This window comes from Paenibacillus sp. FSL R7-0204 (assembly GCF_038002225.1).
In the GTDB taxonomy this organism is placed as follows: Bacteria; Bacillota; Bacilli; order Paenibacillales; family Paenibacillaceae; genus Paenibacillus_AQ.
Genome location: NZ_JBBOCA010000001.1, coordinates 2,847,903 through 2,865,242 on the forward strand (window position 1 = coordinate 2,847,903; position 17,340 = coordinate 2,865,242).

At 56.1% G+C, this 17,340-nt stretch carries 14 protein-coding genes; all 14 read left to right on the forward strand.

What is annotated here, in order from left to right; genetic code table 11:
- Positions 1-102 precede the first annotated feature (102 nt).
- The 14 genes from MKX42_RS12595 (at position 103) to MKX42_RS12660 (ending at position 17,306) form a co-directional block, all read left to right on the forward strand.
- On the forward strand, positions 103-1,053 hold the full coding sequence (locus tag MKX42_RS12595) for a DUF1177 domain-containing protein (protein ID WP_340752790.1): 951 nt from the start codon (positions 103-105) through the stop codon (positions 1,051-1,053).
- A 102-nt stretch (positions 1,054-1,155) separates the two neighbouring features.
- Entirely contained in the window at positions 1,156-1,824 is a 669-nt protein-coding gene (locus MKX42_RS12600) for an AroM family protein (protein ID WP_340752791.1), read from the forward strand.
- 17 nt (positions 1,825-1,841) lie between these two features.
- Positions 1,842-2,786 (forward strand): aminopeptidase, encoded by a 945-nt coding sequence (locus tag MKX42_RS12605; RefSeq protein WP_340752792.1) that lies wholly within the window; start codon positions 1,842-1,844, stop codon positions 2,784-2,786.
- Between the two features lie 180 nt (positions 2,787-2,966).
- A complete protein-coding gene (locus tag MKX42_RS12610) occupies positions 2,967-3,623 on the forward strand; it encodes an aspartate/glutamate racemase family protein (RefSeq protein ID WP_340752793.1) in 657 nt (218 codons plus the stop codon).
- 946 nt (positions 3,624-4,569) lie between these two features.
- The gene (locus MKX42_RS12615) at positions 4,570-6,096 is read left to right on the forward strand and encodes a PucR family transcriptional regulator (protein ID WP_340752794.1); all 1,527 of its coding nucleotides are present in this window, start codon (positions 4,570-4,572) and stop codon (positions 6,094-6,096) included.
- A gap of 241 nt (positions 6,097-6,337) precedes the next feature.
- Entirely contained in the window at positions 6,338-7,348 is a 1,011-nt protein-coding gene (locus MKX42_RS12620) for an ABC transporter permease (RefSeq protein ID WP_340752795.1), read from the forward strand.
- A 30-nt stretch (positions 7,349-7,378) separates the two neighbouring features.
- Positions 7,379-8,275: an ABC transporter permease gene (locus MKX42_RS12625; RefSeq protein WP_445669317.1), complete on the forward strand. Its 897-nt coding sequence runs from the start codon at positions 7,379-7,381 to the stop codon at positions 8,273-8,275.
- 147 nt (positions 8,276-8,422) lie between these two features.
- Entirely contained in the window at positions 8,423-10,024 is a 1,602-nt protein-coding gene (locus MKX42_RS12630; RefSeq protein ID WP_340752796.1) for an ABC transporter substrate-binding protein, read from the forward strand.
- A 107-nt stretch (positions 10,025-10,131) separates the two neighbouring features.
- On the forward strand, positions 10,132-11,415 hold the full coding sequence (locus tag MKX42_RS12635) for a M20 family metallopeptidase (protein WP_340752797.1): 1,284 nt from the start codon (positions 10,132-10,134) through the stop codon (positions 11,413-11,415).
- Positions 11,416-11,514: 99 nt separating this feature from the next.
- Positions 11,515-12,492 (forward strand): ABC transporter ATP-binding protein, encoded by a 978-nt coding sequence (locus tag MKX42_RS12640; protein WP_340752798.1) that lies wholly within the window; start codon positions 11,515-11,517, stop codon positions 12,490-12,492.
- The gene (locus MKX42_RS12645; protein WP_340752799.1) at positions 12,489-13,451 is read left to right on the forward strand and encodes an ABC transporter ATP-binding protein; all 963 of its coding nucleotides are present in this window, start codon (positions 12,489-12,491) and stop codon (positions 13,449-13,451) included. Before MKX42_RS12640 ends, MKX42_RS12645 begins: the two co-directional genes overlap by 4 nt.
- 919 nt (positions 13,452-14,370) lie before the next feature.
- Positions 14,371-15,381, forward strand: a complete 1,011-nt coding sequence (locus MKX42_RS12650) for an acyltransferase family protein (RefSeq protein ID WP_340752800.1) — start codon at positions 14,371-14,373, stop codon at positions 15,379-15,381.
- Positions 15,382-15,456: 75 nt separating this feature from the next.
- A complete protein-coding gene (locus tag MKX42_RS12655) occupies positions 15,457-15,882 on the forward strand; it encodes a hypothetical protein (RefSeq protein ID WP_340752801.1) in 426 nt (141 codons plus the stop codon).
- A gap of 188 nt (positions 15,883-16,070) precedes the next feature.
- Entirely contained in the window at positions 16,071-17,306 is a 1,236-nt protein-coding gene (locus tag MKX42_RS12660; RefSeq protein ID WP_445669318.1) for a D-alanyl-D-alanine carboxypeptidase family protein, read from the forward strand.
- The last annotated feature ends 34 nt before the right edge of the window (positions 17,307-17,340 follow it).

Consider the following 17,340-nt stretch of genomic DNA (forward strand, 5'->3'; position numbering starts at 1 on the left):
TGTTCCAGTTTGGCAGGGCGGTACATTGTGGACATTTTGCCGGATGCGATAGTATAAATGCAAACATGACAAACATGAGCATGCATCCGGGGAGGAATTAGAATGGCACTTCAGCAAACGATTACAGTCTTGAACGCACTGGACAGCGCTTATGTTAACGGTAAGCAGGTCAAGCAGTTGTTCGCAGAATATCCTGCGGTTAAGGTTGAGGTTCAGAAGGTGGAAGGGGAAAAGGGCAGCACAGAATTCGTCAAAATCACGATCCCGGGCAGCGAAGGCAAGCTTGGCGGCGGATCTGCTCCAACGTTCGGCATTGTCGGCAGACTGGGTGGGATCGGGGCGCGCCCGAGCCGGATTGGCCTGGTCTCTGATGCAGACGGTGCGGTAGCGGCGATTGCTTCTGCGCTGAAGCTGGCAGACATGCAGACCAAAGGGGATGTGCTGCCGGGGGATGTGCTGGTTACCACCCATATTTGCCCGGATGCTCCAACCCTGCCGCACGAGCCGGTGGATTTCATGGATTCTCCTGTAGATATTCTGCAGATGAATGAGCATGAAGTGCTGCCGGAGATGGAAGCGGTTCTATCCATTGATACGACCAAAGGCAACCGTGTGGTTAACCACAAAGGGATCGCCATCTCACCGACGGTCAAAGAAGGCTATATTCTGCGGGTCAGCGAAGATTTGCTACGGATCAAGGAAATGACGACCGGGCAGTACCCGGTTACTTTTCCTGTGACGACTCAGGATATTACCCCTTACGGCAACGGGCTGTATCATATCAATTCCATTCTTCAGCCTGCGGTAGCTACCTCTGCTCCGGTGGTGGGCCTCGCGATTACTGCCCAGTCTATGGTGCCGGGCTGCGGGACTGGTGCCAGTCATGAGGTGGATATTGCCCAGGCGGTGCGTTTTGCTATCGAGACGGCCAAGGAAGTAACGCAGGGGACATGTTCTTTCTACAACGAAGCAGAGTTTGCCAAAATTACTGAGCTGTACGGCTCCATGAGCGTGCTGCAGACGCTGGGCAAACCGGCAGTCACCTCTCAATAACTGGATATTGGTATTGCAGGTAGGCGCTGAATTTCCTTCAGCGCCTGCTCTGCAATCACTGGGGGTAGCAGAAGCAGGCAAGACAGCAGAGGAGGGAAGCGCATGAAGAATATCGGGCTGATTACGATTGGGCAAGCACCCAGGCAGGATGTCGCGCCCATCATTGAGAAATATCTGAAAAGCAAGGCGGGACTGGTTCAGTCCGGGGTGTTGGACGGGTTCACGGCTGAACAGGTGCGTGAATTCTACAGTCCAGGGCCGGGAGAGTATGTGCTGACCACCCGCATGGCGGACGGGTCCGCTGCGGTAATCTCCCGCGAGCGGATACAGACCGTTCTGCAAGGGAAGATTGATGCTATGGAAGCCGCTGGGATTCGGACGATCCTGCTGGCGTGTACGGGAGTTTTTCCGGGACTGCATACGTCTGCTGCCCATCTGATTGAGCCGGACCGGATCATTCCTCCGGTCGTGCAGGCGATGCTGGACGGGCGTCGTCTGGGACTGATTGGCCCTTTGCCGGAGCAGGAGGACGCAATGATTGAGAAATTCGCTGGCGCCGGAGCCAGGTTGCCGTTCGCTGCGGCTTCACCTTATACGGGTACGGAAGCGGATTTTCGCGCCGCAGCAGAGCGTCTGAGCGGTCATGCGGATGTGTTAGTGCTTGACTGTATGGGATATGTGGAGCAGCATAGACAGTGGGCGGCCTCCGCAGGAGTGCCCGCCGTGCTGTCCAATGCCCTGATGGGCAAGCTGGTCGCAGAAATGGTGTAATTCGGGAGGAAATGAAGATGAGTGAAGCAAGAATCGGAATTAGCATGAATGTTCTTAAGGATTGTCTCGGGCTTGCCGGCGGAGAACTGCTGGCCGTAGTAGCCGACGATGATAAGCGTGATCTGGCCGAGTCGGTCTATGAGGCGGGCAAAAGGCTGGGAGCGGAATCAATGCTGCTGGTCATGCAGCCGCGAAGCAGATCGGGGGAGGAGCCTCCGGCTCCAGTTGCCGAAGCTATGGCTAAGGCGGATGTGGCCGTATGCATCACGACACATTCGATGACACATACGGCGGCGCGCAAGCAGGCAGCCGCGGCAGGAACCCGGGTAGCTACCATGCCGGGGATCACCGATGATATGTTCAGCCACGGCGCGATCACTGCGGATTATGGGCAGGTGAAGGCGCTGACCGAGCAGGTCGCTGCGCTGTTGTCTGCGGGCAGCCGGGTGCGTGTGGAGAAGGAAGGGATGGTTCTTAGTTTCTCTATTGACGGCCGGGATGGCATTCTCAGCACCGGGCTATACCTCAATCCGGGCGAATCAGGCAATCTGCCCTCAGGTGAAGCTTATATTGCACCCCTGGAAGGCACGGCTACCGGCCAGATTAAGGTGGACGGCTCGGTTGCAGGGATCGGTGCCTTGAACGGCCCGATGGTGCTGACCGTGGAAGATGGACGGCTGATCCATGCCGGCGGGGAGCATGGCGGCAAGCTGCTGGACATGCTTGGCGATGGCGATGGCCGGCTGCTGGGCGAATTCGGCATCGGGACCAATAACAAGGCCCGGATTACAGGCGTGGTGCTGGAAGATGAGAAGGTGTACGGGACGATCCATGTTGCTTTTGGCAGCAATAATACGTTTGGCGGGGTCGTTGCGGCTGGCGTGCATATTGATGCTGTGGTCATGAAGCCGGATGTGTATATCGACGACAAGCTGATTATGCAGGCTGGGGAGCTGCTGTAAGCAGAATGGAAGCTGCTGATTGCAAGGTTAAATAAGCCGCACCACAGATTTGGACGGTGGGTGCAATCGCCACTGTAGTGAACCTTTGGATTTCCGGCTGCTATTGCTGTTTACGGCTGAAATAGGGTGGCTGGTTATGCTTTTGCAGCATCTAAACCAAGGCGGTCAGGAGGAGATAGGATGCTTGGAATCATACGTGTCATTACATTGCAGGAGAACTCTGCAATCCAGTTACATGGAGATTTAATTGAGTGGCGGTATGGTCTGCCGGTGATGAGCCGCTGCATCCCGGATCAGCCCCGGGGTGTGTATGATGCGCAGACTGAGGCGGAATCCATTCCGAAGATTATAAGGCTTGCCGGGGAACTGGAGCAGCAGGGATGCACGGCTATCGGCATCAGCTGTGCAGCCGATCCGGCACTCTTGGAAGCCAGAGCAGTGGTGAATGTTCCTGTGCTGGGAGCGGGCTCCTGCGCGGCCCATATGGCTATGGCTTACAGCAACCGGGTGGGGGTGCTGACGATTCTGGAAGAGGTGCCGCCGCTTATCCGCAGCATTCTCGGCGATGCCTACGTTGGCATGGACCGCCCCGACGGCGTGACAACCACGCTGGATCTGAACACACCCGCCGGACGGACAGGCGCGCTGGCGGGTGCCGCCCGGCTCGTGGAGCGCGGCGCCGAAGCCCTTGTGCTGGCGTGCACAGGCTTCGCCACCATCGGCTTGGCAGCGGAGCTGGAAGAACAGCTCGGCATTCGGGCGTTCGATCCCATACTCTGCCTTGGTGCCGCTGCTGCTGCGTCAGCCTCTGGTGAGGGAGCTGTGCATCGCATGTAGAATGGCTTTTTGTGTTGGGCAGGCTTTGCAATTTGCTAGAACTCGCGTCCTTGTAAGTGTGGGGCAGACTACGTGTATAGGCGATGTGTGGCAAATAATGCGTGAAAATCAATGTGTGGCAAACTAATAGCTGATCTCTTCGAAGCGTTCCTCCTGGCTCAGGGCAGGGGACGCTTCTTTGTAGTTAGGGGATTAGAGGAGCACAAGTGCCCCTGAATTCGGCGTAAGCGGGCAAAAGGAGAGAATGAGGTGCAGAAGTGCACCTGAATTGGGCAGATGCGGGCAAAAGGAGAGAATGAGGAGCACTAGTGCCCCTGAATTCAGCGGGATGGACTATGAGGCTGATAGCGGCGGGGGGGACAGATTTGGGGAAGCAGGAGTAGCACGGCGTAGATGAATATCTTTTGAGTAACTAAATGGGTTAGAGCACTTTGTCATAGGTAACATATCTGCGTACATCTGCCGTCTGTAATCAAAGGGATAAATCCCTCTGAATCCGGCGAAACGTGCCTGCCGCCTGTAATCAAAGGGATAAATCCCTCTGAATCCGGCGAAACGCGCCTCACGCTCGTAATCAAAGGGATAAATCCCTCTGAATCCGGCGAAACGTGCTCCACGCTCGTAATTGGTGGGGGAGGGGGCAGAGACGTAGGGACTATAGGAGCGGCCATTTAGGAGTTGGTGAGAGATAGATCCTTTTGATCCACTCCCCCATACTCCGCCTCTTGCAATCGCTTCTCATTCTTCCACCTGTGATCCAATTTCTTCCTAATGTGCTTTCACACCGAAAATCTGCCGTAACTGGATATCAATTTCCTGTGGCTCGGCGGGAATCTCTGATAAACTAGCGGGAACGCAAAAAGTGGGCTGGCGGCATTGTCATGGCATATTGGCATATTTCAGGAAAAATCATGAAATACTGAAGACAGCAGAGGGAGGCGGAAGGGTGAATACACGAGGAATTACGCTGCGGGAGCTAATGGAGCTCTCGGTTCTTGGGAAAGCGAAGGTCATCAGCGGCGAGCAGGGGCTGGACCGGGTGGTCCGGTTCGTGGATATTATGGAGGTTCCGGATCTGAAGGGCTGGATCAGCGAAGGGGTGATGCTGCTGACGACAGCCTATTCGATCCGGCATGATCCTTCACTGCTGACCGAGGTGATCTACACGCTCGACAATCTGGGCGCAGCGGCGCTGGCGATCAAGCCGGCCCGCTTTCTGAAGGAGATCCCCCAGGGGGCCATCGAGGCCAGCAATGCCTGCGGTCTGCCGATTGTGGAGATCCCGCCCGAGATTCCGTACACAGATATCACCCAGCCGGTGATGGAGCTGCTGCTGGGACGGCAGGCGATGCTGCTGCGCCGGGCGGAGGAGGTCTACCGCACGCTGACCACCATGGTGCTGGAGAACAGCGGCATTCAGGCGGTCAGCGACAGTGTGGCCGAGTTCCTTAAGGCCCCGGTGGCACTCGTAGATACGGAGCGGAAGATTATCGTATCCTCCCCGGCAGACTATGACTGGACCCAGAGCGACTCTCCGCTTAGCTGGAACATCCATGTGGACCGCCGGACGGTTGCCCGGCTGCTCGTCGACAAGGAGCGGCTGGATGATATGGAGGAGGTGGGCATCGAGCAAGCCCGGCTTGTTTTTGCCCTTGAAATAATGCGGCGTAAGGTAGCCGAGGATACGGAATTCCGGCTGCGCGGCAACTTCATCGATGAGCTGCTGACCCCGCCGCTGCCGTCGAGGCATGAGGTGCAGCGGCGGGCCCGCCAGCTCGGGATGAACCCTGAGCACAAGTGGGAGGTGGCCGTCATCGAAGGGGAGACGGCGCCGAGCGAGGAGACGGTGAACCGGCTGCTGGAGCGGGAGGCGAAGAAGCGCGGCGTCACGCCGCACGCCGAGTACCGTTCGAGCCGGGCGGTGCTGTTCCTGCCTACGCAGGAGGGGCGCAGGTTCACGCCGGGCGGTGACGCGGAGGAGCCGTGGGAGAAGACGCTCTGCGGCTGGCTGCAGGACAAGGCAGAAGGCTTAAGCAGTTACCGCTGCGGTATCGGCACCTCGGAATACCTGTGGGACATCCACACCAGCTATAACGAGGCGCGCAAAGCGCTGTCCATCTCCAGAAGACTCGGACAAGGCCCCGGCGGGATTACCCGCTACGAAGAGATGGAGGTCTATCATCTGCTGGAGGGGCTGGACGGTCCCGGATTCGAGCGGCTGTTCGAGCGTAAGCTGGGCAAGCTGCTGCAATACGACCAGGAGCATGACAGCAATATGCTGCTGACCTTCTATCATTATCTGGAGTGCCGGGGCAGTCTGATTGAGACGGCGAACAGCCTCTATATCCACCGCAACTCCGTCAAATACCGGCTGGAGCGGATTCGGGATATCACCGGCTTCGATCTGAATGATCCGCGCGAACAGTTCGTCTGCCATTTGTGCCTGATTTACTATTACCTCCAGGAAAAATAGGGCGCTTTGGAAGAATTCTGGAATTTCGTGTGAGTAAATCTAACATTCATAGTCCTTGATAGTGCACAACCGACAAACGGTTGTGCATTTTTTTAGCTGAACGGGACGTAGAGGGGCTGTGAAATTCTATGTAGAATTAGCTCAACACTTTAATAAGACAAAGGATACACGTATTACCTGACATGAGAGCGGAATTCAGTCACAGAGACACAGCAGTCGAAGTCGTAAGGGGGTTGATTCATTGTTTGCTTATACATTAAAAAGACTTGTGCAGATGATTCCAGCCTTGCTCGGCATTATCGTCATCACCTTCATTCTGTCGAGAGTCCTGCCGGGCGATCCTGCGATTATGCTGGCCGGAGAGCAGGCTCCGGAGGAGATTGTGAACAAGATCCGCCAGGATATGGGGCTGGACAAGCCGCTGTATATCCAGTTCTTCGCTTACATCGGGCAACTGCTGCAAGGCGATATCGGCTATGCCTATCACACCGGACATTCGGTCGCCAGCGACCTGGCCTCACGCTTCCCGGCTACGATTGAGCTGACCCTGGCCAGCATCCTGATTGCGGTTCTAATCGCCATTCCGGTAGGCATTGTGGCCGCTACCCGTAAGGAATCGCTACTGGATCACATCTCGCGTGTATTTTCCCTGATAGGTGCTTGTGTGCCGATCTTCTGGCTCGGACTGATGTTCATCTATATCTTCTACTCCATTCTGGGCTGGGCACCGGCACCGATGGGCCGGATCAGCGGGGACCTCAACCCGCCGGTGCATATCACCGGGCTGTACGTGCTGGACAGTATACTCTCCGGCGACACCGCTGCACTTAAAAGCAGCCTCGCGCATCTCGTGCTCCCGGCGATCTGCCTCAGTACCGGTACGATGGCGATCATCGCCCGGATGACCCGCTCCAGCATGCTGGAGGTGGTCGATCAGGACTTCGTCCGCACCGCCCGGGCCAAGGGGCTGCGGGAATCGGCCGTCATCTACAAGCACGCACTGGTTAATGCGCTGATTCCCACGCTAACGGTGCTCGGACTCCAGTTCGGCTTCCTGATGGGCGGCGCGGTCATCACGGAGACGATCTTCTCCTGGCCGGGAATCGGCGGCTATGTCACCGACTCCATACTGGCAGCGGATTACGCGCCGATCCAGGCGTTCACCCTGGTCAGTGCCGTGCTCTACTGCGGGATTAACCTGGCGGTCGACCTGATCTACGGGTTCATTGACCCGAGAATCCGTTATGAATAGAACAGCTTGTGTGAGAGGAGGAGATTGCTTGTGAGCACTGCAGCACATTCAGCACAGGGCAGCCCGGCGAAGCCCGCACCGGCCAAGCCCCGGACCCTATTATCCCTGCTGCTGCACAACCGCCTGGCGGCCTTCGGGCTGACCTTCATCCTGATCTGGACCGTGGTAGCCGTCTTCGCCCCCTGGCTGGCTCCCCATGATCCATTCGTCACAGATATGGCGAATAAGCTGCAGCCGCCCTCCGGCAGCCACTGGTTCGGGACCGACAACTTCGGCCGGGATATTCTCAGCCGGGTGCTGTACGGCGCACGGATCAGCATCTGGACCGGCCTGATCGCGGTCTCGATCTCCTTCCTGATCGGGATGCCGCTGGGCGGGATTGCCGCTTACTACGGCGGCCGGACCGGAACCATCATCATGCGGGTCATGGATGTATTGTTGTCCTTCCCGTCACTGGTATTGTCGATGGCGATTGCCGCCTCGATCGGCGCCGGACTCAGCAGCGCAATGATCGCCGTCGGCATTGTCGGCATCCCCGAATTCGCCCGGCTGATGTTCGGCCAGACGGTCTCTCTGCGGGAGAAGGAGTATATCGAAGCCAGCCGGGCCATTGGTGTGAAGGATAGAGTCATTCTGTACCGGCATATTCTGCCGAATGCTCTGGCGCCGCTAATGGTGCAGGCTACGCTCGGGATGGGCTTCGCCATCCTGACCGCGTCCAGTCTCAGCTTCCTGGGGCTGGGGGTCAGACCCCCGATTGCCGAATGGGGCGCGATGATCTCCGAAGGCCGGGAATATATCATTTCCGGGCAATGGTGGCTGGTTACTTTTCCAGGCCTCGGCATTGCTACCTCCATCTTAGGCTTCAACTTACTCGGAGACGGCTTCCGGGATGTGCTTGACCCGCGGTTGCGTTCGGGGAAATGAGGCGGAGCAGGGGAAACCCCCAAGGCTGCCCCATCCCCGATAGAGATAGATAGATTAACGTCAGCTAGAACGTAAGGCGGCAGATAATCATCAGCAGCACAAGTAGTTGTTATGCAAGCAGGATATAGAAAAGGGAGGAATTACCCGATGAAAAAAGTTAAACTGTTGTCCACACTCGTCGCTTTTTCAATCATGCTTGCCGGATGCGCCAGCAGCGCCAATCCGCAGACCCCTGCTGCCACTTCGGCAGGAACGGATACTGTAGCAACAGCAGCCCCGGTCAAAAAGAATCTGACGGTGGCCTATTCCGAGGGCGGCACCACGCTCGACCCGGCGGAAGCCAATGATCTGACCTCCGATACGCTTGTGCTGGCCGCTTATGATCAGCTGGTCACCTACGGCATCAAGACCGAGAATGGCGCCAGCATCGCCAATACCGAAGACATCAAGCCCATGCTCGCAGAGAGCTGGGAAGTGAATGCTGACAACACGGTGTATACGTTCAAGCTGAAATCCGGCGTGAGCTTCCAGAGCGGCAATCCGGTGGATGCCGAGGCGGTGGCGTACTCTTTTGAACGTGTGGCGAAGTCCAGCTCCGGCAGCTTCCTCTACGGCATGGCCTCAATTAAATCCGTTACGGTAAAAGACGCTTCGACCGTTGAAGTTACTCTGACTAATGCCAATCATAATTTCCTGCAGATTCTGGCGATGTACACCTTCTCCATCGTGGACCAGAAGACGGTAGAAGCACAGGGTGCAGACTACCTGAAGACGAATGCCGCCGGTTCCGGCCCGTTCAAGCTTACGAAGTGGGACCCGGCTACCGAAGCTGTTTTCACAGCTAATGACAGCTACTGGCAGGGTGCGCCAAGCCTCGGCAAGGTAACCCTGAAGTTCACCAAGGAAGCTTCGAACCGCGTGCTGCTGCTGGGTAAGGGCGATGTAGACATGGCCATTGAGATTCCTCCGAAGGATGTATCCACGCTGGAGAGCAATTCGGCGCTGACGGTCGCTTCCAATGCGAGCAACCGGATTCTGTTCTTCGCCATGAACAACAAGGTCAAGCCGTTCGATAATGTAAAAGTCCGCCAGGCGATCAACTATGCGATTCCCTACGATCAGCTGCTGAGCGGGGTGATGTACGGCCAGGCCAAGCAGATGAAGAGTGCGGTAGCCAGCAACACGCCGGGCTTCACCGATGCAGGCTATGTGTATGAGTACAATCTGGACAAGGCCAAGGCACTGCTGAAGGAAGCAGGCTATGAGAAGGGCTTTGACTTCGACTTCACGCTGGGCTCCGGCTTCGATGACTGGGAAGATGATGCGGTCCTGATCCAGGCTGAGCTGGCCAAAATCGGAGTCAACATGAAGATCAACAAGCTGGCCCGCGCACAGTTCCTGGAGCAGCAGAAGACCAATAATCTGACCTCTTATATCTCCAAATGGACTTCATTCGTCAATGATCCCGGCTACCACCTCGGCTTCCTGCTGTACGGCAAGGGCTCTTCCAACTACATCAACTACCAGAATGCTGAAGTAGACAAGCTGTGGGAGCAGGCGAACCTGGAGACAGATACGGCGAAGCGCACAGAGCTCTACAAGCAGGCTCAGGAAATCATCACGACAGAAGCACCTTGGGCGTATCTCTACGAGTATAACCGCATTGTGGGGATGAGCAACAAGATCAGCGGCTACGCCTTCTACCCGGATGAAGTGATCCGTTTCTATCCGCTGTCGATTACAGAATAAGCAGGTTTGGCTAAAAGAGAGCGGACAAGCCCTAGGCTTCGTCCCTCTTCTTGTCACAAATTTAAGCGGTCCCCTGCGAGGGGATCACAAAGGAGAATTCGTAACCCATGACCGACTGGAAAAGCAAGGTGCTGGAGGCCATTGATGCCGGGCAGGAGGAGCTGCTGGAGCTGTGCTCTAAGCTGATCCGATTCCCTTCGGAGAATCCGCCGGGCGATTCGCGGGAGATCAGCGCCTACATTATTAGTTATCTGAAGGAAGCCGGGATTGACACTTCAATCTATCCAGCCACCGAAACCATGTTCAATCTGGTGTCCACCCTGGGCGCAGGAGCGCAGGAGCGCACCGGCAAAAAGCTGATCTACTGCGGACATACCGATGTCGTTCCGGCGGGAGACCGCTCGCGCTGGGATTTCGATCCGTTCTGCGGCGATATCGTGGATGGCTATCTGCTGGGCAGAGGCGCTTCGGATATGAAGGCCGGGCTGGCCGGGTTAATCTACGTTACTGCACTGCTGTCGAAGCTGGGCGTTCCGCTCAAAGGGGATCTGTCTCTGCTGATCGTACCCGACGAAGAGACCGGAGGTCACCTCGGGGTTCCCTGGGTGCTGGAGCGCGGCCTGATTACCGGAACCGCCGCTGTGATTGCCGAGCCTTCCGGCCCGCTGAACCCGACCATCGGGCAAAAGGGCAGCTGCTGGTTCGAATTCACCGTCGAAGGCACACCGGGTCACGGCAGCTTGTCGCCTGTGGTTGGAGACAGCGCCATTGTGAAGGCCGCCAAGGGCATTGAAGCCTTGCAGCGCCTGTGGGACATTAAGGTCGAGGTGCCTGAGGAGGTCCGGGAGATTATCCGCATCTCGCAGGAGTATGTGAAAGGCAGCGAAGAAAGAGATTCCCTTGCCTATCAGGTATTCGACCATGTGACGGTCAACATCGGAACCATTCAGGGCGGAACCAAGGTGAACGTAGTGGCGGACCGCTGCACCATTCAGGTCGATTCCCGTGTACCGTTCGGGGTAGACTACCGGGATGTGCTGGACCGTGCCCGCTCCCTGCTGCTTGAAGCCGGCATTGAATCCGAGGTGAAGGGCTTCGGCTTCCAGGGCAATGCCAACTGGACCTCCAATGAGGAGCCGGTGGTCAAGGATCTGGTGGAGAGTATCTGTGAGGTGAGCGGGGAAGAAGCCTACGGCGTGCTGCAATGGGCCTCCAGCGATGCGCGCCATTTCCGCACTCATAACATTCCGGTGCTGCAATACGGCCCGGCCGAGCTGTCAACGATTCATAATTTCAACGAGAAGGCTCCCGTCTGGCAGATTATCCAGTGTGCGAAGGTCTATGCTTTGACGGCGCTTAAATATCTGGGCGTGGAAGATAGAGAGAATTAAAGAGAAGTACATCTTTTTTGGGGCCCCCGCAAAGTACCTGAGTAATCAACGCAGGCGAAGCATCACTTTGTGGGGAGTTTTTTGGAGGGAGGGGCAATCATGACAGAACTGCTGGAGGTATCAGGGCTATGCACCGAGTTTCAGACAGCGGCGGGTACGATCCGTGCGGTGGACGGCATCAGTCTGTCAGTGCGCAAGGGAGAGACGCTGGGAATTGTCGGTGAATCCGGCTGCGGCAAAAGCATCACCTCACTCTCCATCATGCAGCTGCTGCCGAAGCGGATCAGCCGGATTGCTTCCGGCCACATCCGCTTTGAGGGTAAGGATATGCTGGAGATGTCGGTAAAAGAGGTGCGGAGCATCCGGGGGAACCGGATTGCGATGATTTTTCAGGAGCCGATGACCTCGCTGAATCCGGTGTTCAAGATCGGGCGCCAGATCTCCGAATCCGCCCGTTATCATTTAAAGCTAAGCAAGAAGGAAGCCGATGCCCGGGCGGTAGAGATGCTACGCAAGGTGGGGATTCCCCGTCCGGAGAAGATTGCCCAGCAGTATGCCCATCAGCTCTCCGGCGGGATGCGGCAGCGGGTGATGATTGCGATGGCGATGGTCTGTAGTCCCCAATTGCTCATTGCCGATGAGCCGACGACGGCGCTGGATGTAACGATTCAGGCGCAGATCCTTGATCTGATGCGGGATCTGCAAAAGAATGAGGGCATGTCGATCCTGATGATCACACATGATCTGGGGGTCGTTGCCGAGATGTGCGACCGGGTCGTCATCATGTACGCGGGTCAGATCGTCGAGGAGACGGATGTAACTACCCTGTACAGCCAGCCGCTGCACCCGTATACTCAAGGGCTGCTGGCATCCCTGCCCCAACTGGCGGGAGATGAGGACCGCCTCAGCTCGATTCCGGGCCAGGTGCCGAATCCGGCCAGCCTGCCGCCCGGCTGCCGGTTCGCGCCGCGTTGTCCTGTAGCGGTGGACCGCTGCAGGGAGCAGCTCCCGGAGCTGCTTGAAGTGCAGCCGGGCCACACATGCCGCTGTATCCTGCAGCAGGAGGGGATTCTATGACCACATTATTGGAAGTCTGCAATCTGAAGAAGCATTATCCGATCCGCCGGGGGTTCTTCTCTAAGCAGGTCGGTGCAGTCAAAGCCGTTGACGGCATTACTCTATCCGTTGAGCAGGGAGAGACGCTGGCTGTGGTCGGAGAATCCGGCTGCGGGAAATCGACCACCGGACGGGCCATTCTGCGGCTGATTGAGCCGACAGAAGGCGAGATTATATTCGGCGGCACCGATGTGCGCAGCCTGAATACCGAGCAGCTACGCAGGTTCCGTACCGATATGCAAATGGTGTTCCAGGACCCTTACGCTTCGCTCGACCCCCGCTGGACCGTCCAGCGCATTCTGGAGGAGCCGCTCCGTACCCACGGATCAGCTCCCGCCGGAGAGCTGAAGAGCAGGGTCGAGCAGCTGATGGAGGTGGTGGGCCTGTCCCCCTATCAGGCCCACCGTTTCCCCCATGAATTCTCCGGCGGCCAGCGGCAGCGGATCGGGATTGCCCGCGCGCTTGCGCTGAATCCGAAGTTCATTGTCTGCGATGAGCCGGTATCGGCACTGGATGTTTCCATCCAGGCCCAGGTGCTGAATCTGATGCAGGATCTGCAGGAGCAATACGGCCTCACTTATATGTTCATCTCGCATGACCTGTCAGTCGTGAAGTTCATCAGCGACCGGGTGGCCGTCATGTACCTGGGGAGGATTGTCGAGCTGGCGCCGACGAAGGCACTCTTCGCGAAGCCGCTGCATCCGTATACGCAGGCGCTGATGTCTGCCGTTCCAGTGCCGAATCCGGGCCTGAAGAAGCAGCGTATCGTCCTGACAGGGGATGTTCCGAACCCGGAGACACCACCCACGGGCTGTGCCTTCCACCCCCGTTGTCCGCATGCGATGGACCGCTGCAAGTCGGAAGCGCCGGTGCTGCGGGAGTTGGATTCAGGCCATCAGGTGGCCTGTCATTTGTATTAAGTAATAAGTGAGGAGGGGCCATCCGGCAGCGGGTGGCCCTTTGCTTTTGCTGGATGCGAAAAACAGCATACGATGGGCCGGGCGAAGACAAGTGGACCGAATGTATGCTGAAAACAGCATACATTGGGCTCGCACGCAGGCCCGTGGACCGAATGTATGCTGAAAACAGCATACATTGGGCTCGCACGCAGGCCCGTGGACCGAATGTAATCGGAAAACCGATCACATTCGGAGCTGCGGAGGCACGTGGTCCAAATGTAATCGGAAAACCGATCACATTCAGCGCTGCAGAGGCATGTGGACCGAATGTAATCGGAAAACCGATCACATTCGGAGCTGCAGAGGCATGTGGACCGAATGTAATCGGAAAACTGACCACATTCGGCGCTGCGGAGGCATGTGGACCAAATGTAATCGGAAAACCGATCACATTCAACGCTGCAGAGGCATGTGGACCGAATGTAATCGGAAAACCGATCACATTCGGCGCACTGCGAAGGCGCATGGTCCAAATGTAATCGGAAAACCGATCACATTCAACGCTGCGGAGGCACGTGGTCCAAATGTAATCGGAAAACCGATCACATTCGGTGCTGCGGAGTTGCGTGGGTCCAATGTAATCGGAAAACCGATCACATTCGGCATCCTGCCTCCTACTTCCCCGCACCATACCAGACGCTTTTCCTGCCCGCTACGTCACCGGCAACACCGCCGGACTTTAGCCCTATTTATTATCCCGGATGGGACAACGTCTCCCGTCTAGGCAGAATGACTTATTTTTACAGAGTCTGCTCCGTTGTTAAGGGAATATCCTTTCAGAAATATCACTGAAATATTTCATTAAAGTTTGAAAATAAAAACAAACCCTTTTATAATTACTTTAAATTACAACTGACATGGGAGGAGATGGGAGAAGACAGTGAATAAGCCACGCGAATTATGGATTGATGCCGCCAAAGGATTCAGTATTATTTTTGTCGTGATGGGCCACTCGGGCGATGCGGCAGCGAACCATTATTTGTCCTGGTTCCGGATGCCTTTGTTCTTCATGCTCAGCGGGCTGCTGTTTAAGCCGGTTGAACCCGGACGTTATCTGCGCTGGGCAGTGAAGCGGACACGGGGGCTGATGACTCCTTATTTTGCCTACGGACTCCTGATTGCGGCAGTGCTGCTGCTGTTCAACCTGAATCTTAAGGGGTTCGCAGAGAATGTAGCGAGGCTGCTCTACGGGGGACTGTCGCTCACGGGGCCTTACGGGGTGTTCTGGTTCATCACCTGCCTGCTGTTCACCCAGCTGCTGTTCGGATATATCGTCCGTTATTCCCGCAGTATCCAATTTCTAATAATAGCCTCTGCGTACCTCCTCTCCCATGTGATCTCCCTGACCTCGCTCAAGAACTTCAACCTTCCTTGGAATATAGATGTGTCGCTGCTCGCCATCACTTACTATGCCATCGGCTTCTATGGCAAACAGGTGATTCCTGCACTGATCCGCCGCTATTCGGCGCTCCCTGTACTGCTCCCGTTATGCGGCCTTGTGCTGCTGCTGGAACGGAGGGGGATTATTCAATACAGCCTGAATATGAAATACAAGGAGTATACCTCGCTCGTGCTGGATCTCGCGGTGCCACTGCTGGTCTCGTTGACCATTTGCGCCGGAGTGTACCGGCTGGTACAGCTTGTTCCGCTGGACTGGATGGGCAGCCTGGGGCGCAACTCTATTGCGATTATGTACCTGCATCTGCCGCTGAATTACAGCCTGAAATATCTGCTTGGCGCGAATTACGGACTGATCCCCTTTACGCTGATCGGGGTGGGTGTGCCGCTGCTCGTAGCCATGTGGGCTGTGCGCTCTCCGGTACTCTCCAGACTCTATCTCGGGCATAAGGGCGGGAGCCGTCCGGCAGTGAACTCTAGCAACGCACGCTAACGCGCGGACAGGTGCACAAGCTCTTTTTCATATTTTACATATACTTTAGTAGAATATGAAAAGGAGTGATACCCTTTGGCCAAAATACTGTTGGATTATAACGCCTCCGTAGTTACACCTATTACTAACGGGGTTTCCATACCCGTCCCTATTTCTCCGGCAGGTATACAGATTGCAGGAACATCGGTGTATATCGATCCCGCAGTTCCAGGACATTTCCCCAATAAGGTGGAACTGAAAGCCACTATCGGCGTGGATGTTACTCTGGATACTCCTAATGTGCTGGTCCGCATCTGGCGGGCAGGCACCGAGATATTCTATGCTCGTGTAGAGCTTGAAGAGAATTACAATGACGACGGTATTATTTCGCTGCATATGGTAGATATCAACGTCCCGTCCGGTGTGCAGAACTATCAACTGATTGTGGAGAACCAGGATGTTGACTCCATTGCTACAGTGGTGGGACCTGTTATTTTCAGCGCATTGGCTATCGGCGGATAGGCCATTCTTAGCACTATGGAAAAGAGGCTTTCTCAAGTATCTGTGAAGATACCTGGGGAAGCCTTTTTTGAAATATAGTTTGAATTACAGAATGTATCTGTTTCAGAGGATAGCTAATCCTTCTATTTCTCGCTGAAATGGAATAATTTCCTGCCATTCTGACGAAACTGGAACACAGTACCTGTGAAATGAAGGTTAAGTTCAGGAGGGGAACCATTGTGAGGAAAATTCGTTATGTTACGCTTGTGCTGTGCATTGCTGTATCGGTTCTGGGAGGCGCTACCGGAGCCTGGGCCGAGGAAAAAGCCAAAGGCACCGCAAATTCCGGCAATGCCGGAGGGGCGGCGGAGCTGGCGCCGGGGGCGCGTTCTGCCATTCTTATGGATGCCAGCACGGGCACGGTCATCTATGAGAAGAACAGCCATGATAAACTTCCGCCGGCCAGTATTACCAAGATTATGACTATGCTGCTGACGGTGGAGGCGCTGGACGAGGGCAGACTGCAGCTGACCGACAAGGTGCGGACCAGCGAGTATGCGGCATCGATGGGCGGTTCGCAGATTTTTCTGGAGCCGGGTGAGGAAATGACGGTTGACGATATGCTGAAGGGCATCGCGATGGCCTCCGGCAATGATGCTTCCGTAGCTATGGCGGAGAAGATCGCCGGCTCGGAGAGCGCCTTCGTCGATCTCATGAACCAGAAGGCGCAGGACCTGGGCCTGAAGGATACTCATTTCGCCAACTGTAATGGTCTACCGGCTGCGAATCATTATTCCTCCGCGCATGATATTGCCGTTATTAGCCGGGAGCTGCTGAAGCATGAGCAGATTATCAAATACACCGGCTCTTATCAGGATTACCTGCGCAAGGATTCCACCAAGCCGTTCTGGCTGGTCAACACCAACAAGCTGGTGCGGTTCTACACAGGGGCGGACGGTCTGAAGACAGGATATACGTCCGAAGCAAAGTTCTGCCTGTCGGCGACGGCGGCCCGAGACGGCCTGCGCGCTGTAGCGGTGGTGCTGGGCGAGCCGAACACCAAGACCCGCAACAGCGAAGTTTCGGCGATGTTCGACTACCTCTTTTCCCAATATAAATTGCATACGATTCACAAGGAAGGCGACACCATCGGCACGGTAAGGATTGAGAAGGGCGTGAAGTCGCAGCTGCCGCTCGTGGCGAAGGAAGACTATAGTGTGCTGCTCCGCAAAGGAGTGACCCAGGAGGGCATCCGCCACGAGCTGGTGCTGAATGAGCAGGTGAAGGCTCCGGTCGCTGAAGGCCAGACGGTTGGCAAGCTGGTCGTGTACCAGGGAACCGCTGTGCTGAAGGAATACGAGCTGAAGGCCGGTGAGAACATCGCTAAGGCGGGCTGGTGGAAGTTGTTCAAGCGGGCAACGGGCGCTATGTTCACGAAGGATTAAGGCCGCAGCCGTTTCAAGCTTGTTTGTTCCTTTT